Origin of the sequence: Candidatus Liberimonas magnetica (assembly GCA_020523885.1) — a bacterium.
Lineage (GTDB): Bacteria > Elusimicrobiota > Endomicrobiia > Endomicrobiales > JAFGIL01 > Liberimonas > Liberimonas magnetica.
In genome coordinates this window covers 382,035-408,643 of the sequence record JAJAPY010000001.1, presented here as the reverse complement: position 1 = coordinate 408,643, position 26,609 = coordinate 382,035, and the positions used below count along the sequence as shown (strand labels likewise).

The window sequence follows — 26,609 nt, the reverse complement described above, 5'->3', positions numbered from 1 at the left end:
AACGCGACATCCCGCCATAATTAACATTCATACCCAGATCCCGCCAGGGGCGGGATGCGGCGGGATAATAAGAGGGATAAAATGAGTTTAGGTGATTTTTTCAATGATTTATTCGGGATAAGACGGACAGATTTAAAAGAATCAGACCTTACTCCAGACACAGATATGATAACTGCTCTTGCAATAGGCTTGAAAAACCCCGACCCGCTTATCAGGGCAATAACCGTTGATTCCATAGGGCATCTAAGGGAAAAATCTTTAATGCCCGAGCTTTTAAAAGCTTTAAAAGACCCGCTTCACTTGATAAGGCAAAAGGCTGCTCAGGCCCTGGGTTTGATAGGCAACAGAAAAGCTGTCCCTGCACTCATACAGGCTTTGGAAGACCCTTCTGAAGAAGTTAAAGTGACTGTAGCCGGTGTTTTGGGGCATCTGCACGATAAAATAGCTGTGCCGGCACTTATACTCGCCTTAAGCGATAAGAGCTCTCATACAAGAATGAAATCTGCCATAGCTTTAGGCGTGATAGGAGATACAAAAGCTATTCCGGCTCTGGCTAAAACACTTAAAGACGATAACGAACTGGTCAGGAAATACGCTTCACAGGCGCTCGGCCATTTAGGAAGAAAATCCATACCATACCTGCTTGAAGCTATGAGGAACGAGAAAGTTAGGGATTTTGTGACCGAATCCCTGCTTAAAATAAAATGAGCAACTACAACTTTCAGGACATAGAAAAAAAATGGCAAAAAATATGGGAAAATAGTAAAAGTTTTGAAATTACTGCCGGAAACGGCAGCCTGCCTAAATATTATCTTCTTGTCATGTTCCCTTACCCGTCAGGCAACCTTCATATGGGCCATGTAAGAAATTATGTTCTCGGAGACGTCTTCGCCCGTTTCTACAGGATGAAACACTACCAGGTGCTCCAGCCAATCGGCTGGGACTCATTCGGGCTACCTGCAGAAAACGCCGCTATAAAGAACAAGGTCCACCCAAAGAAATGGACAAAACAAAATATAAGCCAGATGAGGGTGCAGTTAAAACAACTGGGAATTTCTTATGACTGGTCAAGAGAGATAGCTACCTGCGACCCGGAATATTATAAATGGAACCAATGGTTTTTCATAAAGCTGTGGGAAAAAGGTCTCGCCTTCAGAAAAGAGTCTCAGGTGAACTGGTGCCCTTCCTGCAAAACCGTCCTTGCAAACGAGCAGGTAAACCAGGGGCTTTGCTGGCGCTGTGATTCAAACACGGAGACTAAAAAGCTTGAGCAGTGGTTTTTAAAGATCACAGACTATGCCGAAGAACTTTTATCCGGCCATGAATTGCTAGAAAAAGGCTGGCCTTCACAAGTTTTGACAATGCAAAAAAATTGGATCGGAAAATCCGCCGGAGCTGAGGCTGACTTTATCCTTGTATCGGACGACCGTGAAAAACGAACGAATATCAGAATATTTACGACACGGCCTGATACGTTATTCGGGGCAACTTTCATGGTTTTGTCTCCCGAACATCAAATTATCCAGGATTTCAGTTCAAAAATAAAAAATATAAAAGAAATTACAGAGTATATTGAAAAAAGCCAGAAAAAAACGATTATCGAGAGGACTAATATTGAAAAAGAAAAAACAGGCGTAAAAATAACCGGCATAACCGCAGTTAATCCTGTAAACAAACGGCCTATACCTGTTTTTATAGCTGATTATGTGCTAAGCAGCTACGGGACAGGCGCTATCATGGCCGTCCCGGCTCACGACCAGAGAGACTGGGAATTTGCAAAAAAATATAATATCCCCATAATAGAGGTTATTCACACAGAGGATAACGCTATTTTTGAAAAAGCCTACGAAGGTGAAGGAGTGATGATAAACTCAGGCGAGTTTAACGGGCTTCCTTCACAAGAAGGGGCAAATAAAATAATCGCCTGGCTTGAAAACAGCAAGATAGGCAAAAAGGCTGTCAATTATAAATTAAAGGACTGGCTTGTGTCCAGGCAGAGATACTGGGGTACGCCTATACCCATGATACACTGCAAAGAATGCGGCATAGTCCCTGTGGAAGGAAAAGACCTGCCTGTGATACTTCCTGAAAACGTGATTATCACAGGGGCAGGGCGATCGCCTCTGGCTGAAGTAGAAAGTTTTGTAAAAGTAAAATGCCCGAGATGCGGAAAGGATGCCAGGCGCGAGACCGACACAATGGATACCTTTGTCGATTCATCCTGGTACTTTGCCCGCTACTGCGACCCTAAAAACGAAAAACAGCCCTTTGACCCAAAAATTGCGGGCCAGTGGCTTCCTGTCGACCAATATATTGGAGGGATAGAACATGCCTGTATGCACTTAATATATTCGCGTTTCTGGCATAAGCTAATGAGGGACCTAAAACTCGTATCATCCGATGAGCCCTTTAATAAGCTCCTGACCCAGGGGATGGTTACCTTAGGCGGGAGTGTAATGTCAAAATCCAAAGGCAATGTAGTTTCTCCGGATGAAATAGTGGTTAAATACGGTGCGGATACTATCAGGTTGTTCATACTTTTTGCTGCTCCGCCGGAAAAACAACTCGATTGGTCCCCTGAGGGAGTCGAAGGCTGCTGGAGGTTTATAAACAGGGTATGGAATTTATGTAGCCAAGAACACACAGGATACGGTACTGCCCAGGCCGTTCCAAAGGACCTGGCAGATAAGAAACTGATGAACAAGGTTCACAGGGTCATAAAAAAAGTCAGCGATGATATTGAAAAAGAACAACAACTTAATACGGCTATATCCGCGGTCATGGAATTAGTTAACGAGATATACTCTTATCGCAGTAAAGCAAGCCAGGAGACCGTAGACCTGGCCACCAGGACCGTGCTTAAGCTTCTTACGCCTTTTACTCCCCATGTCTGCGAAGAATTATGGGAGAAAATCGGGGAAAAGGAAAATATAGCAAGCTCAACCTGGCCGGAATATAATGAAAAATACCTGGCCACCGACACCGTAGAGATCCCGGTGCAGTTGAACGGCAAGCTAAGAGGCACTGTGTCTGTTCCAAGGGATATTCAGGAACAGGAGTTAAAAAAAACAATTTGCTCTGACAATAAATTTAAACTGTATATTGATGGTAAAAATATTGTAAAATTCATATATGTCCAAAATAAGATAGCAAATATGATCATTAAATGATCGAAAGGGAGCGAATTCTTATGAAAAAACTATTCTTCAGTTTAGCGAATTTTACGGCTTTCGTTTTTATTATCGGCTGTGCAGCGCCTTATACGCCTGCTCCGCAGATACTTCCGTCATATGTAAGGAAAATAGCGATACGCCCTTTTGTAAATAATACTACCCAATACGGGCTTGAGGAAAAATTAACACTTCAGGTAATTAATGAATTTGTCCGCGACGGCCGGCTTGCTGTTACCAATAACGAAAGTGAAGCAGACGGCATCATCGTAGGAGAAATTAACAAATATATTTTACAGCCTTTAACTTATGACGCTAACCTGGTCACAAACCAGTACAAGCTCTGGATCCTGCTCAATGTCCACTTTATTGACACAAAGAACAATGTCACGCTGTGGAATGAACCGAATTTAGAAGGTATTCAGATATTCTATGACTCAACCCAGCCGGGCGGACAAACTGAAGAAGAGGTCAGGCAGACCCTTTGGGACAATTTTGCTGTAGATATAGTAAAACGCACCTATGAAGGGTTCGGTTCTGTCAGGAGCGCTTCTGAGAAAAAGGTACCGAAATAGCCAAGTTAGGGCCACCAAAAACGGCCTAACTTAAATGCAAAATGAATAATTTTAATATCTCTCCAAGGCATGATTAATTTAAAATAAGTCGCCAGAGGCGACACCTTAATTTTGCATTTTTCATTTTGCAATTTGAAATGACTTACCCTTAAATTATGCCATACTTAAAGCCGCAGGAACTTTACAACCAAATACGGTCAAAGAAATTTGCTCCTATCTATATATTTGCCGGAGAGGAAATATACCTTCAAGCAGAAGCGTTAAAATCCCTTAATAAAGCTTTGGAAATAAATGAACTGAACTACGAAATTTTCTACGGCCAGCAAAGTTCCGCTGACACCATCATGCTTGCAGCTCAGACCATCCCTTTATTGTCGGATCGACGATTTATACTTGTCAAAGATGCCCAAAAAATAAAAACCGCAGAACTCAATAAACTCTCACAATATTTAAAAACCCCCATAACTTCTTCCTGTATCGTTTTCTTATGGCAGGAAAAACTGCGGGCGGAGAATAAAAAAAGTAATTTTTTTTCTACTGCAGAAGAATTCGGTTCGATAATCGAATTTAAGCCCTTGTATGAAAGGGACCTGCCTGCCTGGATACAGAGCAGGATCGCAAAATCAGGCAAAGAAATTGACCTTGATGCGGTCCATTACCTGATACAGGAATCAGGAACGAGTTTAACGGACATTGCGAACGAAATAGAGAAATTGGCTTTATTTACGGGGAAAGAAAAGAGGATCAGTTTAGAAGATATTGAAACTTTAAGCGGGCATACAAAACAGTTTAATTTAAATAATCTTGGCTCAAGCATAGAATCAAGGAACCTGAAAGAATCCATTGAAATAACAGAAAACCTGCTCAATGAAGGCGAGGCTCCTTTAAAGGTCCTGGGCACTATTTACAGGACTATTCGCAAACTCCTTTTAGCAAAAAGCATGCTTGAAGAAAATCATTTTGGCTATGAGCAGGTACGGAATGAACTTAGGATTCATCCTTATTATTTCAGTAAATTTACCGCAGGACTGTCTAAATTCACGCATGAAGAATTAAAAAATGACCTTTCCTTAATATTGGATACCGACAAACTTCTTAAATCCTCAAGCAAACCAGAGAACATGATTTTCGAAGAACTGATCATTTCAATCCTGAACTAAAAATGAGAAAGACGCATAAATTAATAAGGACTAATTTACGCGTCTTTCTTATAAAGAAGAAATTGATTCCGTTAACCCCGCCGCAATATAAGTCCCGATAGGGCAGGGTGTCACGTTATTTAAAGGGTCTCAGAGAGCTCATGCCGTAGGGGTTCCGCTTATTGAACTTACGAGTTTTGAGATGCGAGCTTTTTGATTTGCAGCTGTATTAGAATGGATTACGTTTTTTCTTGCAGCCTTGTCCCATTGTGAAAATACTTCTTTTAAAAGCTTGCCGGCAGTGTCTTTATCTTTTTTTGATACAGCATCTTCTACTTTTTTAATCAGCGTGTGAATTTTCGTACTGATCATTCTATTATGCTCTTGTTTACGCTGGGACTGCCTGAAAGCTTTTATCGCAGATGTGTGCCGCCCGGTTTTTAATTTAGCCATTACTTGCCTCCGATTCAATTTTACCTATTATAGCATTTTATTAAGATATCAATTAATGTTTCATTGTCATTCTTAAGCGATGAGACATAACTTTCAAAAACACCATCAGCAGTTTAGACGAAACCGCCGGGTTTGTTTCCAGCATCTGCTGAAACGATCTTCTTGTAATTACCAACATTTTCGTCGGTACAGATATTTTAGCAGCAGCCGTACGTTTTTCATTTTCTATCAATGACATCTCTCCGAAAAAACCTCCGTCTTTTAGGTCCGCAAGAACAATAACCTCATTATTTTCGTTCCTTCTTGACAGCTGTACAATTCCATTTATAATAAGATACATCACATCCCCGATCATCCCTTCGTTAAATAATACCGTGCCGGTAGGATAATCTTTTATAAATGTTAGTTCCAACATTTTTTTAAGGTCATCATCGGAAAGACCTTTTAAAACCTCAACCTGCCTTAAAAGTAAAAAATCACCAGAATTATACATTATTGATTTGATTTTATAAAATATTTAGAATATAGTCAAGAATTCGGATTAGAAGTCATAAATCAAGACCGTTGAAAAAACCTTCAACGGTCTTGATTACACAGATTATAAAAGCGATTACGGTGATTAGACTGTTAGAACTTAATCTGTGTAATCTGTTTTTAATCGCTGTAATCAGAGATTGTTTGGTTTTCTCAACAATCTCATATTTTTAAAACCCTTCATTTATCTTTTTGAAATTGATATAATTTTTATTATGAGAAAAGTGACTATTATAATAATCCTTATAGTTTTATTCTATGCTATCAACATGATCCTTGAATCCAAACATTCAGGTGTAGCTTTTTTAATCGACCCCTGCACCGCATGCTACATGACGGACTTGCAATATTTTTATAACATCTACGATATCATATTAAAGAACGCTGTGCCTCTTTTTTACTCTTCTCATAATTCTCCGCCCATATACATAATGTCTTCGGCATTGACCGTTTATCTATTAGGGAAACACTGGGTACCTATGATTCTTATCAACAACGGGATATACCTGATTATGCTCCTTGTTTTCCTTTATTTACTCGGGAAACACACCTCAGACAGGACTACAGGCGTGATCGCCGCACTTCTGGTATCTTTATACCCTCTTATTTATTCGTTTTTTGACAAATATAGCCTTGATTTCCCTCTTGGCGGGATTATAGTGATGTCTATCTATTTCCTTTTAAGATCCGAATTCTTCCTTGAACTGAAATGGAGTATATTGTTCATCTTAAGCTGCGGGCTGGGTTTACTGGTAAAAGAACCGTTCGGAGCATTTATCCTGGCCCCGATCTTATGGGGAGCAGGATACGCTATCAAAGATGTCTTTAACAAGAAATTCAAGCGTTTATTAAATCTAGCTTTGTGTACGGTGATACTTGTTTTGATGTTACTAACGTATTACACCGGTAATTTTAAATGGAAGGTTTTTACCCGTCTTTTTGAAAATCCTTCCGGGACACCGCCGTTCAGCTTTGAAAATATCAGGTTTTTTTATGAAAACCTTTGGGAAACCCTGCTTAGCCCGCCGTTTTTAATAATCCTGGTCTTTAGCCTTTATATATTCATAAAAAAGGCCAAGAAAGATGTTATTGCAGTTATATTATTGTGGATATTAACACCAACCCTTATTCTTTTTCTAATACCACCCCATAAGGAATCCCGCTACTTTATTCCGATATTGCCGGCCTTTGCTTTGATAAGCGCTTTCGGTATAGCTCATCTTGATAATTTTCGCAAAGGCTTAACAACTATTATTTGTGTTTTGCTGGCTGCCGTAGGGATATTCCAGTATTATGGATTTAAATATGATCTTATATCCCTGTCGAAACTGAGGTATGGGAAATTCTCATATTTTAATACGAATGCCATAAACACATCTATTGCCAAAATGCGTAATCAGTATCTTTTTCTTGAAGACCATGCAACTGCAGTTGTACCCCGCCTTTTGGAAACCAAAAAACCTCCGTACAACAGAGCACTCAAAATGCTTTTTATTTCAAAAGACGGTGATTGGAGAAATGTACAGGAGATTATGGGTTACTACCTGTGGTACCGCTACGATATACCGATAGAATTGATGCGTTGTTATGAGGTATGCGACAACATGCAGGAAAATTTAAAAGAACTTGATAAAATTGATTTTATAATTTTTAATGAAATAGCGGATGAAAATGCAAAAGGGCTGAATTTTAACATAGTGAGAAAGGTCTGGGAAAACAAATATGCTACTATGACATGGGATACAGCAACAAAGGGCATAAGCGGCGAAGATACCTGGGTACAATACTCAAAACAATGGTCTGATCTCATTAATGAATTTACTTATTACGGCCTCATAACAAAAACCGGCGGTTATGATGTCTATCTTTATGTGCGAAAAATGAAGTACGGGAGACCCTCAAGTTAAAGTCCCTCAGTGAAATCAAGCTGCTTGACTCTTTAACTTCTGTCCGGAAGACAAGCTTAATATGAAATATTTTTATGTCATTTTAACGCTATTCCTTCTTATATACCCTTTTATGGCCTCTACAGCCGGGGACAGATCATCCAAATTTGAACCGGGCGATGATAAGGTCCTGCTTTTTATCGGGCAGGACAATAAAACCATAGATAAATATATTAGTTCTGTGAAAATAGTCCCTGCAGGCTTTATGTTATATACTTCTATTCAGAGCATGGAAGGGTTAGATTCCAAATCTCCTGATTATGGCAGCGGGACAATGTATGCAGAAGAACTCATACGCAAATATCCTAATACGATGCTTCAGATAGGTTTATATATGGTTGATGCGCTCAACGATACATACAGCGGCATTTATGATGACAATATCGATAAGTTGGCAGTCTGGCTTAACAAAGTCAAAATCCCGGTTTTCCTGCGGATCGGCTATGAATTTGACGGGTCACACAATCATTACGACCCGGAAGATTATATTAAAGCATACCGCTATCTGGTAAATAGGCTTAGGGGCCTAAAGGTAAACAATGTCGCGTATGTATGGCACAGCAATGCCTGCAGGCTAAAACCTATTTTAGAAAGCTATTACCCCGGAGAGGAATATGTCGATTGGGTCGGTATAACATATTTTAATCAACCAGCGTGCCTTATAGACCCTGTCATAACTTTTGCCAAAGGCCGGGGAAAACCCGTTATTGTAGCTGAAGGAACGCCTAAAAACATAGGTACTATAGGGGGAAAGGCTTCCTGGAATATCTGGTATGGGCCGTTCTTCAGTTACGTAAACAAGAATAAAATAAAAGCCATATCTTACATAAACAGCGACTGGGACAGAATGCCTATGTACAAAGGCCAATATTGGAAAGACGCTCGGGTCCAATCAAATAAATACATAAAAGATTTCTGGATCTCCGAGATCCAAAAACAAACATATTTAAAATCATCCGATGGACTGTTCGAACAATTGAATTACACAAATAAATGAAAAGAATCGTACTTATAAATCCACCTTTAAATTTAAAAGACCGTTATGGTAAACTGGCCAATGCAGGAGCACACATGCCTCCGCAGGGTCTCGGTTCTTTGGCATCTTTTATCAGGAATAACGGTTATGCTGTAAAGATATTGGATTGCGAGGCACTAGACCTAACAGTGCCGGAGACAGTTGAACAAGTGATAGGTTACAGGCCCGATTTTGTCGGGATCACGGCAGTGACGATAGCTGTTGATTCAGCAGCAAAACTGGCTGAAAGCCTAAAAACCAAAGATGAGAAGCTTACGATAATTATTGGAGGTGTGCATATAAGCGCTTTGCCTGAAGAGACGATGAGCCTGTTTCCGTATTTTGATATCGGGGTATTGGGCGAAGGGGAACTAACATTACTGGAATTGCTGCGGGCATTAGAGAACCGGCACGAAGACCTCGGCAATATCGACGGGTTGATTTTCCGAAAAAATAAAAGCACTGTCAAGACAAATGCACGGAAATTTATCGACAACATCGATTCTTTGCCGTTTCCAGCATGGGACTTGTATCCTGAGATCAAGAAGTATTATCATCCTTCTCCGTTTTTATTCAAAAATCTCCCTGTTATTTCTTTAGTTACTTCCCGCGGATGCCCTTACCGCTGTTCCTTTTGCAGCAGGTCGGTCTGGAGAGATAAAACCTATAGGGAACACAGTGCCGGCTATGTTTTTGAAATGATCAAAATACTTTATTGCACACACGGCATCAGAGAGATAGCGATTTATGATGACACATTTAGCGTAAACAAGAAAAGGTTGATTGATCTATGCCACAGGCTGATAAAGGAAAAACTGGATTTAACATGGTCCTGCAACATGAGAGTTAACGATATTACGGAACCCGATCTATTGAAATTGATGAAAAAGGCAGGGTGCTGGCAAATCGGTCTTGGAATAGAGAGCGGTTCCCAGGAGATACTGGATTTCCTCTGTAAGGATATTTCTGCGGCTATGGTATCGGAAGCATTGCACAAAGTGAAAGGTGCCGGATTGATGTCAAGAGGATCTATTATGATAGGTGTGCTATCTGAGACGCTAAAAAGCCTCGAGGAAACACAAAGGTTCGTTGTAAATTCAGACCTGGATTTTCTGACGGTCAACACATTTAACCCGCTGCCTGGATCCCTTGATTATCAAAGGGCCCACCAGTACGGCAAATTCGATAAAAATTGGAAGCTGCTAAACCAGTATAATTATGTTTTTGTTCCTAATGGATTGACAAAAGAAGTATTACAAGAGTACGTCAAATCAATAACTGCAAAATTTTACTTCAGGTTCCGTCCGCTGATCTATCTGCATTATTTTGCTATGTGCTTTAGCCTGAAGAAACTTAAAATCATAATCAAAGGGCTCACATCTCTATTTAAATTTGCAGGATGAATAGCGCATATTTACGTATTGAAGCCTCAATAGGCAGTAAAACATTATATATAGTCGTATGTAATAATTAGTCAGCGATGATTCGGCATAGGAAGGTGGAATATCAGTGGATTTGAAAGAACTGGGATGGAATGAATTCTTTGAAAAATCTTTTAATGAAATAAAAACTAAAGAGTTTTTTCCTGCAAGAATAGCGACTGCTCAAAGAGAGAAATATTGGGTCTATAGTGAACTGGGCGAGTTTAAGGCTGAAATTGCAGGAAAACTTCGTTTTAATGCTGTGTCGGCCGCTGATCTTCCTGTTGTAGGAGACTGGGTAACAGCAAGATTATCACCGGAAGGAGGTTTGGCAATAATCGAGGGCATACTTCCGAGGCTTAGCAAATTTTCAAGAAAAACCGCCGGCAGTATGACAGATGAGCAGGTTTTAGTAGCTAATATCGACATGCTATTTCTGATAAACGGGCTTGATGAGGACTATAATTTAAGGCGTATTGAACGTTACCTGGCCCTGACAAAGGAGAGTAATGCAAAACCGGTTATTTTATTGAATAAAACAGATATATGTTCCGACGTTCAAAAAAAACTAGGTGAAGTGGAAGCTATTGCTCCTGAAATTCCAATACATACTCTAAGTGCCCTTAATAGAGAAGGTATCGAAAACCTAAAAAAATATATCAAAAGGGGAACCACTATAGCTTTCTTAGGTTCTTCAGGTACGGGCAAATCAACAATAATCAATTGCCTGCTTGGTGAAGAAAGGTTAAAAACCGGTACTGTGCGCAAAAGTGACAGCCGCGGAAAACATATAACGACCCATCGGGAATTAATACTCCTTAACGAAGGTGGAATGGTCATTGATAACCCCGGTTTACGCGAACTTCAATTGTGGGCAAATGAAGATGCCTTAGAGAACACATTCAATGATATCGGGGATTTGGCCTATATGTGCAGGTTTAGGGACTGTAAACACATGAATGAACCGGGCTGCGCTGTTATAAATGCGCTCGAAAAAGGGGAATTAGACCCCAAACGTTTTCAGAATTATACCAAGATGAAAAAAGAACTCAAGTATTTGGCCAACCGCAAAGAAAAAGTAAAATCCCGAAATGAAAAGATAGTAACTGAAAAGAAAATCAGCAAATTATCAAAACAAATAAAAAAGCATAAAAAAAAATACGGGTTTTAAATGCAAAACGGAAAACTTATGAGCCTGTTTTTATCAAAACTCTGGATGTTAGTTGCTATTATTGCAGGGACATACCTGGTGATAACTATGGCTTTTTTTGTTATTCAGGAGCATCTCGTATTTTTTCCTTCCCGTGAACTCGTTTCAACACCGAATTACATCAAACTGGACTTCGAAAAAATTGAATTTAAAACATCTGACGGGGAGACGATCAATGCATGGTTCATTCCCAAGCAGGGTTCTGCCCGCGTTATTTTGATGTGCCACGGAAATGCAGGCAACATTTCTCACCGTCTTGACAGGATACAGAATTTTAATCACATGGGGCTTAATGTACTGGTTTTCGATTACCGCGGCTACGGCAAAAGTTCGGGAAAACCCGGCGAAGAAGGGACATACCGCGATGCACTGGCATCCTGGGAATATCTGATAAACGAAAAACATTTCCAGCCGCAGGATATTATTATTTACGGCGAATCTCTCGGCGGCGCAGTTGCCGCATGGCTGGCACAGGACAGGCCTGCTGCAGCTCTTATCCTTGAATCCGCATTTACCTCTATAGATGAACTCGGCCAGGAGCTCTACCCATTACTTCCTGTTAAGCTGCTTGCCCGCATTCATTATCCAACCAGAAAGTACTTAGAGCAGGTCCGGTGCCCGCTGTTAGTCATCCACAGCACTGAAGATGATATCGTTCCGTTTTCACACGGTCAAAATATCTTTATAACAGGCAATGAACCGAAAACCTTCCTTGAAATACACGGTTCGCACAACGAAGGATTTATGGTCTCCGCAGGCCTTTACGAGCAGGGGATAGAGTCTTTCGTAAAAAGTATTGCTTCGCCGTCAGGTACCGGCAACACCAGTCCTAGTTTTTAATTTTTTTATAAATTTATAATTTTTGTATTGTGAATTCCTTATAGAAAAATATTGTTAGCCTCAAATCTATTTTATCGGTTTTAAAACAAGCTAAAACATGACTTTATAAAAAAGGTGCAAAATAAAATGACTGGACAAAACAAATTCTTCCTGTGTTATCTTGAAACAACAAGAAAGTGTAACCTCAATTGCCCTTACTGTATGACAAAAAACTCTGAGAAACCCAACAAGACCGAGTTGTCTACACAGGAAATAAAGCAGCTGGTTATAGACGAAGTAATAAAATATTGTTCCCATCCTTCTATGGCCTTTTCAGGCGGCGAGTTTTTAACCAGGAAAGACGCACTTGAAATACTCTGGTACACCGCAAAAAGCGGAATGTGGTCTTTTATAAATACAAATGCTACACTGCTTGACAAAGCAAAGCTAAGAGAAATTAAAAAAGCTACGGAAAACAGGGCGATATTTGTTTTCTCTCTTAATTCTATCGAGTCAAAAATACATGAATGGAGCAGGGATGACAGCCTGAATACCGTTGTAAAAGCTGCAAAACTGTGCCAAAAAGAAAATATCAATTTCTTTTTTATATTAACTATCAGCAGAAATAATATTCATACGTTCAAAAAAAGCATGGATTTTTTGAAATCTCACGGGATCCCTGTCTTAAGGTCCCCGTTTGTCCTCAGAGGCCAGGGAAGTAAATATCAGGATCTTTTGTTTTCAAAAGAAGATATGTGCGACGTTATTCATCCTGTCTTAAGAGAGTATCACTTGAGTTATGTAAGTTATGCTCCGTTTTTCACTTCTCCGGAATTAATTGAGAAAAAGCAGAATGAGTTTAACGTGAACCTCGGGCAGATGGGCTGCCAGGCAGCAAAAGGGTTTGTGGGCGTGAACGCCGAAGGCGATGTAGCTCCCTGCGTCCAGCTGCTGGACAGCGAAGTAAAATGCGGCAACGTCCGTGAAACTCCGTTTTACGAGATATTAAAAAACAACGATATCCTTGAAACTGTGAGGAAAAGAACCGGCTTGAAGGGAAAGTGCGGTATTTGCCGTTATAAGCATACTTGCGGAGGGTGCCGGGCAGTGGCCTATTACAAAACAGGGGATTATTTGGAGTCCGACCCTAATTGTTTTTTTGAACCGAAAGATGAGAATACCAGATCAGGTTTCGAACAGATACAAAATGAAAATGCGGAAAAGTTCATTAGTTTCATATCAAGCCAGGAGCCCTGGAGTTCTCTTTTTAAAAAATGAAGCTATTATTAATAAAACCTAAATGGTTTATCAAAGGCGGAGTATATAGAATACTGGAAAATGTAAGGTTTACTCCTTTGCACCTCGGGATTATCGCTGCCTTGTCCGACGGACACGAAGTTAAGGTTATAGACGCTGACTGGGATGAAATACCTTACTACGAAAAATATGACCTGGTCGGGATAAGTGTAACTACGTTTACTTCCCAGCAGGCATACCGGATTGCGAAAAACTTCAGGCAATCAGGTGCTAAGGTGGTGTTTGGCGGCGTGCATCCGACACTTTTGCAGGACGAATGTTTAGAACATGTTGATGCGGTTGTAATAGGAGAGGCCGAATACGTATGGAAGGACGTATTAAAGGACGCTCAAGCAGGAAATCTGAAAAAAATATATAAAGGCAATAAAATCGTAAATATGAACGATGTCCCTTTTCCAAAAAGAGAGCTCCTAAATGAACAATCCTGGATTGCGTGTATACAGGCTACGCGCGGATGCCCTAATACATGCAGGTATTGTTACCTTCCGAGCGTTTCATGGAAAACTTACCGGAAAAGAAATATTGACCTGGTCTATGAAGAATTAAAAAGAATAAAACAAAATATTATATTTTTTGTTGATGACAATCTTTTTGCAGACGAAGATTATGCAATACAACTGTTTGACAAAATAGCGCCCCTTAAGAAAATATGGTCTATTCAGGCCCCGACCACGATAGCAAAAAATGAAAAAATCCTTGAAAAAATGGCGCTTGCAGGTTGTTTTAATGTGCAGATGGGTTTCCAGACCGTAAATTCAAAATCCCTGGAATGGGCAGCAATAGAACAAAACAGGGTTGAAGACTACAAGGAAATTATAGCTAAATTGCATAAATATAAAATGTTGGTTACCGGATTCTTTATGTTTGGTTTTGATACTGATGACAAAGGCATATTTGATGAAAGCGTAAAAATGATTAAAGAAATCGATATTGATGATGTTCACCTCTACATTCTAACTCTTTATCCGGGAACACAATTGTACGAGCAATTCAAGCTGGAAGGCAGGCTCCTTGAAAACAGGGACAGGACAGGTTATGGATGGTCAAATGCAATGTTCCAGCCGAAATTTATGTCACCTGAAGACCTGGAAAACGGGGTGCAGGAAACTTATAGTAATTTGTACGGGCATTTTAGGAAGAGGCTGCCTCGTAAGATTTTAGAAAGGTTAGGCTGGCTAATTAAATACCCGGATTTATTTTATACAGTAGTTGCCGGCAATCTGGGTAAAAAAGACATTTCAAAAAAGGTCCAATATACTAACCGTTAAATTATACCTGAATTTGTTTAATTTTGCTATAATTAAGTAAAATTTATTCATACAATTAACGAAACAGGAAAAAATATCTAAAAACTTAAGTTTTGTTTTTATGGTAACTTCCCAAACAATTAAACAAATTGGATTGAAAAACATAGGTGCATAGATGAGTCCTGACAACGAAATAACACTTAAGAAAGACCTCTCCTGGTGGGATTGTTCAGGGATCATTGTAGGCATAATTATTGGAACCGGTATTTTTAGTATTTTCCCTACACTGATAGCGCAACACAATCCATCGTTACTGATGATACTGCTTGTTTGGGCTTTCGGCGGGCTTTTTGCCTGGTTTGGAGCTCTATGCTACGCGGAACTTTCTTCGCAATTTCCTTCAGCCGGCGGTGATTTTACATTCCTGAAAAAATCATATGCTGGCAAAGGTGGGAATATAATATCTTTTCTTTTTGCCTGGAGCGTTGTTTTAATAATAAGGCCCAGCTCCATTGCTACACTTGCTCTTATTATAGGAAACGAGTCCCTTAAACTTCTTCCTTTTACAGGGTTCAGCGGTTTTAGTACGATATTGGTCGTCGCGGCATTCACTATTACACTTCTAACATTGATAAACATTTCCGGAATAACCTTAGGCAAAAATGTACAGAACTCAATAACGATATTCAAGATCGCTATACTCATATTCCTTATAGGATTCGGCATTTCAAAAACCGGTTCCAGCGTTTCGAACCTTATTCCTTTGTTACCGCCCGCTAAAAACCCCTTCAACATTATTCTCGGTTTCTGGAGCGCTCTGGTCTTAAGTATGTGGGTTTATGGCGGTTGGAACGAGGCTGTTTACATTGCAGAAGAAACAAAAAACGGCTTAAATATTATTCCCAAAGCCCTTTTTGCGGGCCTAGCGACCGTTACTCTGCTCTATATCGGAATTAACTTTGTTTATATTAAATATCTTACCCCGGAAGGGCTCGCCAAAACATTCAGCCCTGCATCGGATATTATGACTATCTGGTTCGGAACAAAAGGCGGAATAGCGATGTCTTCAATCATCATTATTTCCGCAGCAGGTGCTATAAACGGCCTCATACTGACCGGCGGAAGGATCAGCTATGCAATCGCAAAAAACTATCCTGGCCTCAATATGTTCTCCTCTATACACCCTAAGTACAGGTCCCCCCAGGCTGCGCTTTTTGCGAACTTTGTTTTTACCTTGACGCTTCTTCTGATAAGCAGGGGGAATATCGGGTTTGTAGAAAATCTGGCATACTACACCAGCGGGGTATTCTGGTGTTTTATGGGGCTGGTTATTTTAGGATTGATGCTCGCAAGAAGGACTTTTAAGGAAGAAAATGTACCTTACAAGGTTCCTTTCTATCCGGTTCTGCCTATTTTGTTTTTACTGGTAACATGCGGGCTGATATGGAGTTCGGTGAAGTTCAAACCAGTAGAAACTTTGACAGGGCTCGTAATTCTTTCGTCAGGAGTACCTTTATACTACATTTTCCATACAAAATCCATGGCATAACATTTATATGCATGATTTTAGAAGAATATTTTTAAATTATATTGTAAAAGGAGATAGATAATGAAATTAATAAATATTTGCGCAGCTGGTATCAGCTTGGGATTGGGAATTTCATTAATCCTCCTCACTGTTCATTCACCCAAGGTTAATTACGGAGAACTAACGAAATTGGCTGATAAATACAAGACTGATAAAGGGTCCAATATATATATAAATGCGGACGGAAAAGGACAGGGCCATCATTTTACCGAAGTATATGAATATTTCTTCAAACCAATAAGGATGAAGGCAAATAAAATACTTGAGATCGGCGTAGAACATGGTGGGTCCGAGTTTATGTGGAGAGATTATTTTCCGAACGCCATTATATACGGTATTGATATCGCAGATTGTTCCAAGTTTAACTCTGGAAGGATAAAGACCTATATAGCTGACCAGTTAAAAAGAGACCAGCTGAAGGGTTTTATCGATAAATATGGCAAAGACTTTGACTTTATCCTTGATGACGGCGGGCACTGGATGGATGAACAGCAGACCAGTTTTGGTTACCTTTTCCCGTACGTTAAATCCGGCGGATATTATATCATTGAAGATGTTCACACATCATTCCTCAATAACTATGGTGTCGAACCCGATGGCAGTAATTCAACTTATACAATGATTACCAATTATATAAAAAATGCAAAAATAGTTAGTAAATATATGACAGAGGTTGAATCAGCTTATATTGCAAACAATATAGATTACTGCAATTTGTTCAGCCGGGACAAAGGCCTGTCAGCTTTCTGTATTTTTAAAAAGAAATAAGGAGTTTAAGAAATTGAGAATCCTGTAAGTTATTGTTCAAAAAAATACATTTTTTATGAAATTTAAATTAATAAAAGAATGGTTTAACAATTATACAAAAATTTTTGATAAGGGATTTGTCGGAAAGATAAACCCTATTAAATATAAAATAGAGCATAGCAAAATTGTAGCCAAGGAGATATTTGATATTGCCAAGCATTCCGGCCTTAAAAATAACGATTTGGTAGTTGCACGAGCCATAGGTTTGCTACATGATATCGGAAGGTTTGAACAATACGCTAAATATAAGACTTTTTATGATAAAAAGTCTGAAAATCATGCGCATTTAGGCGTAGAAATACTTGAGAATAATTCTGTGCTAAAATATTTTTTGGAAAAAGACAAATATGTTATTTTGAGAGCCATAGAATATCACAATTCTAAAAAACTTCCTTCAGGCCTCAATGAAAGAGAAAAAATGTTTGCACAACTGGCAAGAGATGCTGACAAAATAGATATATTCAGTATAGTCATAAAATATTATAAAAATATGCCTTTAACGCGCAGCGAAATGGTCGATTTTAATTTGGTCGACTCTCCCAAAATATCAGCCAAAGTAATAAAGGATTTGCTTTCCGGAAAAGCTACAAATTATAACGATTTAAAAACTCTAAATGACCTGAGAATTATTCAAATCGGATGGGTCTATGACATAAACTTCCCTCGGACATTCGAAATCATTTCAGAAAGAAAGTATATAGACAAAATATACAGTTTTCTGCCAAATATCCCTGTTGTAAACCGGATATATAATGACGCTAAAAAGCATATCGAACGTAATAAATGAAGATACCATGTATCTTCATTTTCTTCCGCCTTCAGAATTATATCAGCACTATACACAGCTATTCGCTTTATCGCTGGTACGGCTACGGCGGACGAGTCAGCGCTTGACGGAGGGGTTCCACTAGATTTTTTAACAGGAAATACCGAATTCCTTATTTACGCCTTCGTGTTCAAGACAAATAAACCGTGAAAAGAAAGATTGTATTGATCTTATTGGGTATATTTTTAAGTATTACACTGCTTGAGATAGGCCTGCGTCTATCAGGATACACCTATCTGTATTTACAGGAATACGGTAACAGAAAAGCGTTAAATAATAAAGGAACATATAGGATCCTTTGCTTAGGGGAATCAACTACAGCAGGCCAATATCCGCAATATTTGGAAGAAGAACTCAACAATAGGCATATAGTTTAGCATAATTGACAAAGGAAGAGGCGGGGCTGATACTAATTTTATATTAGCAAAACTTGAAGAAGACCTGGATAAATACAAGCCAGCTATGGTAATAACGATGATGGGGATAAATGATGATAGAGATGATTTAATATATGAATACAATACTGATGGTATTAAAAGTTTTATCTACTCGATTAAGGTATATAAACTGGCACGGTTATTGAGGTTACACATAATCAGTTCAAGTAATACTACGAAAAATAAAATAAAGGAAAGGCTATCATTCATTAATTCAGATTGGGGTAAAAAACCTTCTAAAGACAATAAGGGCAGTAATACAAAAACTGTAAAAGTAAAACCAGGAAATGAGTGGGAATACACACGCTTAGGCGATGATTATAGCAAAGCAGGGAAGTATCGTGAAGCGGAAACAATGTACGGGAAAGCTATGAGAATAAACCCTAATAATGATATTGTATATATTAATTTCGGTAATTGCTACTTGGAAGAATGTAAGTTTAAAGAAGCAGAATCAATGTATAAAAAAGCTACAGAAGTAAATCCAAAAAATGAATGGGGCTATACAATCTTAGGCCTTTATTATACCAGAGCCGGGAGATATCCGGAAGCAGAAACAATGTACAGAAAGGCTGTAGAAAGAAATCCGACAAGCCTTACTGCATTAACAACATTAGCACAATTTTACAAGATACAAAACAGGTATAGTGAAGCCGAAAATATTTACAATAAAATAATAGCTTTATATCCCCAAGACGAAAATGCCTACTATAGTTTGAATTATATTTACAAAAAAGAAGGAAATGAAAATAGAATGATAGAAATATTAAATAAGCATGTTAGGGCAAGCGGGGGGATATTTTCATTAAGGCATCTAAATAAAATAAATTATATTAATTCAAAATACTTTGGCCTAGCAACAATACATAACTACCAAAAACTGTGTAAAGTACTGAATAAAAGAGGCACTAAATATGTATGCGTGCAATACCCTACCAGAAGCGTTAAAGACCTAAGGAGAATATTAAGCTCATATAAAAATATAATTTACGTAGACAATGAAAAGGTATTTAATGAGAGTATAGCAAAGGATGGTTATGACTCTTATTTTGTTGATAAATTTACTGAAACTCTTGGCCATTGCACGGCAAAAGGTAATAGACTTTTAGCCAAAAATATCGCAGGCACGATTACAAAGGAAGTGTTTAACAAATAATGATATATCTCTTAAAAACTTTCGGTTGCCAGATGAATGTCGCGGATTCTGACTTTGTGGAATCACATTTAAGAAGTTTGGGGTTTAAGCCTGCAAAAGATGAAAAAAAGGCGGATTTTGTTTTTCTAAACACATGTACAGTAAGACAGCAGGCAGAAAACAGGGCTTTATCGTATATCGGCAGGTTAAAATTCATAAAGAATAAAAATGCCGGGATGAAAGTAATTATCCTTGGCTGTGCGGCCGAACGCCTTAAGAAAACTTTGAAAACCGATTTTCCTATTGTTGATCTTGTCGTAGGCGCCAAAGACATAGAGCATTTCCCGTATTTATTTGACAGGGTTTTTGGAAACGAGATAGTAGCGCATCAAAAATCAAAAATACTGGATTCCCGATTAAAACCTTCGGGAATGACATCGCAAAAAAAACTTACCCCTTGCCCCTTACCCCTTACCCCTACTGTTTCTGCCTTTGTTACAATCATGCGCGGCTGCGGAAACTACTGTTCATACTGTATAGTTCCCTTTGTCCGCGGGCCTGAAAAATCCCGGCCGCTTGATGAAATAATTTCAGAAATAATAAGTTTAGTAAAAAATGGGACAAAAGAAGTGACGTTGTTAGGGCAGAATGTAAATTCTTATTCAGGTCACGGGTCACGGGTTACAAGCGGCAAGTATGATTTCTCAGACTTGCTGGCCGAAGTAAATAAAATCAAAGGGATCGAAAGGATACGCTTTATGACAAGCCATCCGAAAGACCTTAGCGATAAACTGATAAGCGCTATGACAAGCCTTGATAAGGTATGTGAGCACATTCACCTGCCTTTGCAATCCGGGTCTGATAAAATACTTAAAAAAATGAACAGGGGGTATATTTCAAAGGATTATTTAAAACTAGTATCAAAGCTAAGAAAAAATATACCTGAAATAAGCATAACAACAGATATCCTTGTAGGTTTTCCAGGGGAAACAAAAAAAGATTTTAAAAACACTATAGACATCATTAAAAAATGCGATTTTGATTTTCTCTTTGCTTTTAAGTATTCCCCGAGACAGGGAACTTCGGCTTCAAAGCTAAAGGGCGATGTGGCTCAGGATGTCAAAGAAAAACGGCTGGCCGAAATTTTAAAACTGGCGAATGGAATTTCAATCAAAAAAAATGCTAAACTAATAGGCACAATACAGGAAGCCCTCGTTTGTGAAGACAGAAACGGGATCTTCGTAGGCAACACCAGGACAAATAAAAAGGTTTTTGTTGTTTCCAATAAAAACCTATTAGGAAAAATAGTTAAGGTACAAATAGTTGAAAGTAAAATTAATTCTTTGATAGGCAAACATATCCAATGAAAACAAACCGTCTCCTAATTACGATCTTTATAGGCTTATTGCTTGTATTTTCTATACTTTATTTTGAGTTCCCGATACAAGTGATAAGCCCGGTATTTTACAATGATGTAATCGAGATATTTTCAAAACAATATAGTGTAGACCCTTTATTTATTACTTCTATCATAAAAGAAGAATCGAATTTCTCGATAAAAGCGCATTCCCGCAGCGGAGCAATAGGTTTAATGCAGATCATGCCGCCTACCGCAAAGGAACTGGCGGATGAACTCGGCATAAATAATTTAAACCCTGAAAACATTGAAGATCCTTTTATTAATATCCGTTTAGGGACATATTATGTAAGTAAACTGCTTAAAGAATTTAACGGAAACATGATACTTACCCTTGCAGCCTATAATGCCGGCATAAATAAGGTAAGAAATTGGCAGAAACAAAACCCTTTAGTCGAGATGGAAGTAAATGATATACCGTATAAAGAGACAAGCTCGTATATAAAATCTGTCATGCGAACTTACAAATGGCTGAAATGGGTACAGGAACTAAAAAATTTGATAAGGAATCATAAAACCTCCTAAACTTAAGGTCAATTATGTCCGGTTTAACAAATAACGAACAAAAGAAGAAACGCCTGCCCGGCGATATCCAGGGAATGTCCGAGTTAACCCCTCTAATGCAGCAATATCAGGAAATAAAATCCAGATATCCGGATATGGTCCTTTTTTTCCGGCTCGGAGATTTTTACGAAATGTTCGGTGAGGATGCCCAAAAAGCCTTTCCTATCCTGGAAGTGACCCTTACGCACCGCCAGGGATATCCCATGTGCGGAGTACCTTTTCATGCTGTCAATTCTTATATAAAAAAATTAGTTAAAAACGGGCTTAAGGTTGCGCTATGCGAACAGCTTGAAGAACCAAAACCTGGTGCGGGGATAGTAAAAAGGGACGTTGTCAGGGTAATTACCCCGGGAACGATATTTGAAGATACCCTGCTCAATGCCAAAGAAAACAATTACTTAATGGCTGTATACCCAGCCAACAACCCCGACAGCTTCGGGCTTGCTTTTGTAGATGTATCTACCGGTGAATTTAAAACAACAGAGACCAGTAAAGACAAAATTAAAAATGAGATATACAGGCTAAATCCCGGAGAACTGATAGCGCCTCAAAGTACGGCCAAAGAGCCGTTTTTCACAGATATCACAAAAAAATCCGGCATACCTGTCACAACGATAGAAGACTGGCTCTTTTCTTTACCGCAAGCCCAGTCAACTATAAAAGAGTATTTCAAACTGCAATCTCTAAAACCCTTCGGCCTGGAAAATAAACCCGCCGCAGCATCTGCCTCTGGTGGAGTATTAGCTTACCTTGGCAAGACCCAGCCTAAAAATATGGAAACTAACAAAAGCGCAATAGCGGGCATAAAATATTATTCCCTGGATGATTACCTGCTTCTTGACCACAGCGCAATATCAAACCTTGATCTGGTTGAAAACCAGGGTACGCGTTCAAGAGAGAATTCATTGCTTGAAACTATAGACCTGACCATGACGGCGATGGGTGCAAGGTTAATGAAACAGTGGCTGATAAAACCTCTCTTGAATATAGTTGAAATAACGGGCCGCCAGCAAATGATAAAATATTTCGTTGAAGACGGCCTTTTACGCAGGAACTTAAGGAACAACCTGCAAAAAATATCTGATATAGAAAGGATCCTGAGCCGTCTAGCTGCGGCTAATGCCGGCCCAAGGGAGCTTATCGGCTTGAGGAATTCCTTGAACATACTTCCTGAAATTAAAGATAACCTAGTATCCCAAAATAAGCTGATAAGTATACCCGATGAAATAAAAAATATAAACGACAGGATAAATCCTCCAAAGGATACCATTGCACTATTATTTAATGCCATCGATGATGAGCCTCCCACGAACATAAAGAACGGAGGTGTAATAAAACCTGGTTTTAATAAAGAATTGGATGAGCTAAGGAATATACGTAAAGATGCGAAGAACCTAATCTCTCAAATGGAAGAAAAGGAACGAAAACGCACAGGCATAAATCTTTTAAGGATAGGGTTCACTTCCGTTTACGGTTATTATATTGAGGTCACGAAATCGAACTTAAAACATGTACCTGAAGATTATATAAGAAGGCAAACCCTCACTAACTGTGAAAGGTTCATAACTCCTGAATTAAAATCTTTCGAAGAGAAGATACTTTCAGCAGAAGACAAAATACAGAAACTCGAAGAATCCCTTTTCAAAGAGGTATGCGCTAGGATATTAGACTATGCACCTGCATTAAAGGATATAGCGTCCTCTATCTCAAACTTAGATGTTATTTCATCCTTAGCAGAGGTTTCAGTACTTTACAATTACTGCCTGCCGAAAATCGATGAAAGCTACCTGCTTGAAATAAAAGACGGCCGCCATCCCGTCCTTGAAAGAAAAATAAAAAGCGGTTCATTTGTCCCAAACGATATTTATTTAAATTCAGATACAGACCAGATCATCCTGCTTACAGGGCCTAACATGGCAGGCAAGTCCACATATCTTCGCCAGACCGCTTTGATTGTAATACTGGCTCAAATCGGCTCCTACGTCCCGGCAAGCGAAGCACGGATAGGGATAGTTGACAGGATATTTACACGCATCGGTGCCAGCGACAACATAGCCGGCGGGGAATCTACCTTTATGGTCGAAATGAACGAGACGGCAAGCATACTTAACCAGTTCACGCCAAGAAGCCTGATAATTTTAGATGAGATAGGCAGGGGGACTTCAACTTATGACGGCATATCGATCGCCTGGTCAACCGTTGAATATTTAAATTTGAAGAAAAATGATGCAAAGGCCGGCCCAAAAGTATTATTTGCAACACATTATTTTGAATTGACTGACCTTGCCAATAAATTCTCCGGCATAAAGAATTATAACGTAGCTGTCAAGGAATGGGAGAATGAGGTGATCTTTTTGCACAAGATACTCTCAGGGCCAGCGGACCGTTCCTACGGCATACATGTGGCGCAATTGGCAGGGCTTCCTCCAAGTGTCATAAAACGGGCTTTCAGTATTTTAACTGACCTTGAAGCCAGCGCTTCGTCTAAAAACCCTCAGAACCAAAAAAATAATAACGGCCAGCTTGATTTTTTTGCTATACCTTCTTCAAAATTTTTGATAGAATTAGACAAAGTCAATATAAACGAGATCACCCCGATCGATGCGTTGAAGTTTTTGGCTGAACTTAAAAAATATCAGTTAAAGGATAAATCCTAATTATTTTATGGAGGAAGAATGGACAACAAAAGAAGACATTTACGATATCCCGTAATTCGCGAGATGGACCAGTCAATCCAGCTTTCTATAGGTGATAAAACAATCCCGAGCCTGCTAGTAGACCTTTCTGCGGGAGGCGTGTCGCTTCTTACTTATGACAATGTGGTCTTGGGCACAGAGATCACCCTCTCTATTAATTTATGCGGCTATCAATCAAAAGAACTTTCCGGCCATGTAGTCTGGACGATATCAAAGGGCGAAATGTGGAGGTTAGGCATATCTTTTTCAAAAATAGACCCCCTGGACTTCCGCCATATCAACAGGATGGCTTTTGATTTTAATGATTGCGAAACAAAACTCAAACTTGGCGTAAACGATGTTTGTGTAGAAAAATGTTCCTATTTCCAATTGTGCCAGAAACCAACAAAAATAAAATCCGCAAAACAGCTAAAAACTAATGAATAGTGAATCGTGAATGGTAAAATCAAGGGACCCTTTATTTGGAGGAAACTACTCACTATTCATCATAAACTGCTTTTTTCCTTGAACTATTCACATCTAACTATTCGCTGTATTACCATTATTAACCATGACTATAAAAATACTTTCTGAAGAGACTATAAACAAGATAGCTGCCGGAGAAGTTATAGAGCGTCCGGCAAACGCGGTAAAAGAACTGGTTGAAAATTCCATAGATGCCAAGGCCAGGAATATAGAAATAGAAATTAAGGCTTCAGGAAAAGAGCTCATACGTGTCACAGATGACGGGGCAGGTATGTCAAGAGAAGATCTTACCTTATCCGTTACAAGGCATGCCACGAGCAAACTGTCAAACTTTGTCGACCTTGACCGCCTTGCTACTCTTGGATTTAGAGGAGAAGCTCTTCCTTCAATAGCCTCTGTATCTCACCTCTTGATCCAGAGCCAGGAAAAATCAAAGATGTCAGGCTGGGAAGAAAAATATGCCGGCGGAAAATTAATACAGAGCCGGGCCTGGGCCGGGAAACCCGGCACTACTGTGGAAGTAGCGGGCCTCTTCTTCAATACACCTGCAAGAAATAAATTCTTAAAAAGCCCTGTTACAGAACGCCATCATATAGTTAAGATCCTTGAAGAGATAGCTCTTATTTGGAACACAATCTCTTTTAAGCTAGTGTGCGACGGCAAAACAATACTTACTGCACCTGTTGCCAATACTAAAACAGAGAGGTTCTTTGATATACTCGGTATGGATTTTTCAAAGAAATTAATGCCCGTCAAAGTCAGCCATGCAAAAGTGACCATTGAAGCATATATTACAAAAACTCAAGACAGCCTCCCTAACAGGAACATGCAGTTCCTTTTTGTTAACAATAGGCCCGTCAGTTTTACCAGGGCAATAACCCACAGCATTTATGACGCCTACAGGGAAAACCTGCCCGCAGGCAGGCATCCCGGAATATTGCTTTATATCGACATAGAACCTTCTGAAATAGATGTAAATATCCATCCCACAAAAAGAGAAGTAAAATTTTCGAATGAAAGCCAGCTCCATGATGTCCTTTACAGGTCTATTAAGCAGGCTCTGATACAACCGGTAAGTATCTCATTTGACATACCGGATAAACCGATAAGCGTGGAAACTGCAAAAAAAGAATATTTTATAAAAGAAAATTACCCTGCAAAAGAAACCAGGTACAGCACAGAAAGGTCTTCGATAAGAGACATGGAAGAGATCCTTAAGGAGCAGGCTGCTATTGATCCTGTTTTTATCGATGAAACATCCATAAGGGCACTGGGCCAGGTTTTTAATCTTTTTATTATCGCCCAGGATAAAGACGAAATACTTATCGTAGACCAGCATGCTGCTGCCGAAAGGATACGCTACGAACAGTATAAAAACGAGTGGGAAAACAAAAAAATCCCTGTGCAGCCTCTTTTAATACCGTTTACCATGGAGCTTCCCAGAAGCAAAATGGAATTGATCAGACACAACATTCAACTCTTATCCGAAGCGGGCTGGAATATGGAGGAATTTGGAAAAAATACGGTCAGGATAACTCAGCAGCCCAATGTCCTTGGCACAGATACCAAAATACAAGAGATCGTAAGCGAAATAATAACTGCCTTAGAGCTTGAAAATAAACTGCCTGCTCCGGAAAAGATCGAAAAAATCATAAGGGCAGCCTGCAGGGCAAGCATTAAAGCTAATGAAACATTATCAAATACAGAAATGAACGAACTTATAAATAAACTATTGAACTGCAAGGCTCCCTATACTTGCCCTCACGGAAGGCCTACTATGATCAAACTATCCAGAAACGAGCTGAGTAAAAAGTTCCGAAGAACCTGA

Annotated in this window: 23 protein-coding genes; 21 read left to right on the top strand and 2 right to left on the bottom strand. The window is 39.2% G+C overall.

What is annotated here, in order from left to right:
- Positions 1-81: 81 nt before the first annotated feature.
- The 4 genes from LHV68_01360 to holA all read left to right on the top strand — a co-directional run bounded on the left by LHV68_01360 (position 82) and on the right by holA (position 4,905).
- Positions 82-708 (top strand): HEAT repeat domain-containing protein, encoded by a 627-nt coding sequence (locus LHV68_01360; protein MCB4790513.1) that lies wholly within the window; start codon positions 82-84, stop codon positions 706-708.
- Positions 705-3,170 carry a leucine--tRNA ligase gene (leuS, locus tag LHV68_01355; protein MCB4790512.1) on the top strand — a complete coding sequence of 822 codons (2,466 nt, stop codon included), beginning with the start codon at positions 705-707 and terminating at the stop codon, positions 3,168-3,170. The genes LHV68_01360 and leuS overlap by 4 nt, the downstream gene beginning before the upstream one ends.
- Positions 3,171-3,190: 20 nt before the next feature.
- Positions 3,191-3,745: an LPS assembly lipoprotein LptE gene (lptE, locus tag LHV68_01350; protein MCB4790511.1), complete on the top strand. Its 555-nt coding sequence runs from the start codon at positions 3,191-3,193 to the stop codon at positions 3,743-3,745.
- 155 nt (positions 3,746-3,900) lie between these two features.
- Positions 3,901-4,905, top strand: a complete 1,005-nt coding sequence (gene holA / locus LHV68_01345) for a DNA polymerase III subunit delta (GenBank protein MCB4790510.1) — start codon at positions 3,901-3,903, stop codon at positions 4,903-4,905.
- A 138-nt stretch (positions 4,906-5,043) separates the two neighbouring features.
- Here the strand turns inward: holA and rpsT are convergent, their stop codons facing one another.
- Both rpsT and LHV68_01335 read right to left on the bottom strand, forming a co-directional pair.
- A complete protein-coding gene (gene rpsT / locus LHV68_01340; protein MCB4790509.1) occupies positions 5,044-5,337 on the bottom strand; it encodes a 30S ribosomal protein S20 in 294 nt (97 codons plus the stop codon).
- A 52-nt stretch (positions 5,338-5,389) separates the two neighbouring features.
- Positions 5,390-5,830 carry a cyclic nucleotide-binding domain-containing protein gene (locus LHV68_01335; protein MCB4790508.1) on the bottom strand — a complete coding sequence of 147 codons (441 nt, stop codon included), beginning with the start codon at positions 5,828-5,830 and terminating at the stop codon, positions 5,390-5,392.
- Positions 5,831-6,086: 256 nt separating this feature from the next.
- On the opposite strand from LHV68_01335, the gene LHV68_01330 reads away from it, so the two are divergent.
- From LHV68_01330 to mutL, 17 genes are all read left to right on the top strand, one after another.
- Entirely contained in the window at positions 6,087-7,778 is a 1,692-nt protein-coding gene (locus LHV68_01330) for a glycosyltransferase family 39 protein (protein ID MCB4790507.1), read from the top strand.
- A gap of 61 nt (positions 7,779-7,839) precedes the next feature.
- Entirely contained in the window at positions 7,840-8,814 is a 975-nt protein-coding gene (locus LHV68_01325) for a glycoside hydrolase family 26 protein (GenBank protein MCB4790506.1), read from the top strand.
- On the top strand, positions 8,811-10,235 hold the full coding sequence (locus LHV68_01320; protein MCB4790505.1) for a B12-binding domain-containing radical SAM protein: 1,425 nt from the start codon (positions 8,811-8,813) through the stop codon (positions 10,233-10,235). Before LHV68_01325 ends, LHV68_01320 begins: the two co-directional genes overlap by 4 nt.
- Before the next feature lie 106 nt (positions 10,236-10,341).
- A complete protein-coding gene (gene rsgA, locus LHV68_01315; GenBank protein ID MCB4790504.1) occupies positions 10,342-11,424 on the top strand; it encodes a ribosome small subunit-dependent GTPase A in 1,083 nt (360 codons plus the stop codon).
- Positions 11,425-12,303, top strand: a complete 879-nt coding sequence (locus tag LHV68_01310; GenBank protein ID MCB4790503.1) for an alpha/beta fold hydrolase — start codon at positions 11,425-11,427, stop codon at positions 12,301-12,303.
- Between the two features lie 126 nt (positions 12,304-12,429).
- Positions 12,430-13,560 (top strand): radical SAM protein, encoded by a 1,131-nt coding sequence (locus LHV68_01305; GenBank protein ID MCB4790502.1) that lies wholly within the window; start codon positions 12,430-12,432, stop codon positions 13,558-13,560.
- Positions 13,557-14,867 (top strand): B12-binding domain-containing radical SAM protein, encoded by a 1,311-nt coding sequence (locus LHV68_01300; protein MCB4790501.1) that lies wholly within the window; start codon positions 13,557-13,559, stop codon positions 14,865-14,867. The genes LHV68_01305 and LHV68_01300 overlap by 4 nt, the downstream gene beginning before the upstream one ends.
- 154 nt (positions 14,868-15,021) lie before the next feature.
- Positions 15,022-16,395 (top strand): amino acid permease, encoded by a 1,374-nt coding sequence (locus tag LHV68_01295; GenBank protein ID MCB4790500.1) that lies wholly within the window; start codon positions 15,022-15,024, stop codon positions 16,393-16,395.
- Between the two features lie 60 nt (positions 16,396-16,455).
- Positions 16,456-17,202 (top strand): class I SAM-dependent methyltransferase, encoded by a 747-nt coding sequence (locus LHV68_01290; GenBank protein MCB4790499.1) that lies wholly within the window; start codon positions 16,456-16,458, stop codon positions 17,200-17,202.
- A 55-nt stretch (positions 17,203-17,257) separates the two neighbouring features.
- Entirely contained in the window at positions 17,258-18,028 is a 771-nt protein-coding gene (locus tag LHV68_01285; GenBank protein MCB4790498.1) for an HD domain-containing protein, read from the top strand.
- A gap of 185 nt (positions 18,029-18,213) precedes the next feature.
- The gene (locus tag LHV68_01280; protein MCB4790497.1) at positions 18,214-18,444 is read left to right on the top strand and encodes a hypothetical protein; all 231 of its coding nucleotides are present in this window, start codon (positions 18,214-18,216) and stop codon (positions 18,442-18,444) included.
- 85 nt (positions 18,445-18,529) lie between these two features.
- Positions 18,530-19,660 carry a tetratricopeptide repeat protein gene (locus LHV68_01275; GenBank protein ID MCB4790496.1) on the top strand — a complete coding sequence of 377 codons (1,131 nt, stop codon included), beginning with the start codon at positions 18,530-18,532 and terminating at the stop codon, positions 19,658-19,660.
- Positions 19,660-21,006, top strand: a complete 1,347-nt coding sequence (gene miaB, locus LHV68_01270; protein MCB4790495.1) for a tRNA (N6-isopentenyl adenosine(37)-C2)-methylthiotransferase MiaB — start codon at positions 19,660-19,662, stop codon at positions 21,004-21,006. Before LHV68_01275 ends, miaB begins: the two co-directional genes overlap by 1 nt.
- Entirely contained in the window at positions 21,003-21,581 is a 579-nt protein-coding gene (locus LHV68_01265) for a lytic transglycosylase domain-containing protein (GenBank protein ID MCB4790494.1), read from the top strand. The genes miaB and LHV68_01265 overlap by 4 nt, the downstream gene beginning before the upstream one ends.
- A gap of 14 nt (positions 21,582-21,595) precedes the next feature.
- Entirely contained in the window at positions 21,596-24,277 is a 2,682-nt protein-coding gene (gene mutS, locus LHV68_01260; GenBank protein ID MCB4790493.1) for a DNA mismatch repair protein MutS, read from the top strand.
- An 18-nt stretch (positions 24,278-24,295) separates the two neighbouring features.
- The gene (locus LHV68_01255; protein ID MCB4790492.1) at positions 24,296-24,742 is read left to right on the top strand and encodes a PilZ domain-containing protein; all 447 of its coding nucleotides are present in this window, start codon (positions 24,296-24,298) and stop codon (positions 24,740-24,742) included.
- Between the two features lie 124 nt (positions 24,743-24,866).
- On the top strand, positions 24,867-26,609 hold the full coding sequence (mutL, locus tag LHV68_01250) for a DNA mismatch repair endonuclease MutL (GenBank protein MCB4790491.1): 1,743 nt from the start codon (positions 24,867-24,869) through the stop codon (positions 26,607-26,609).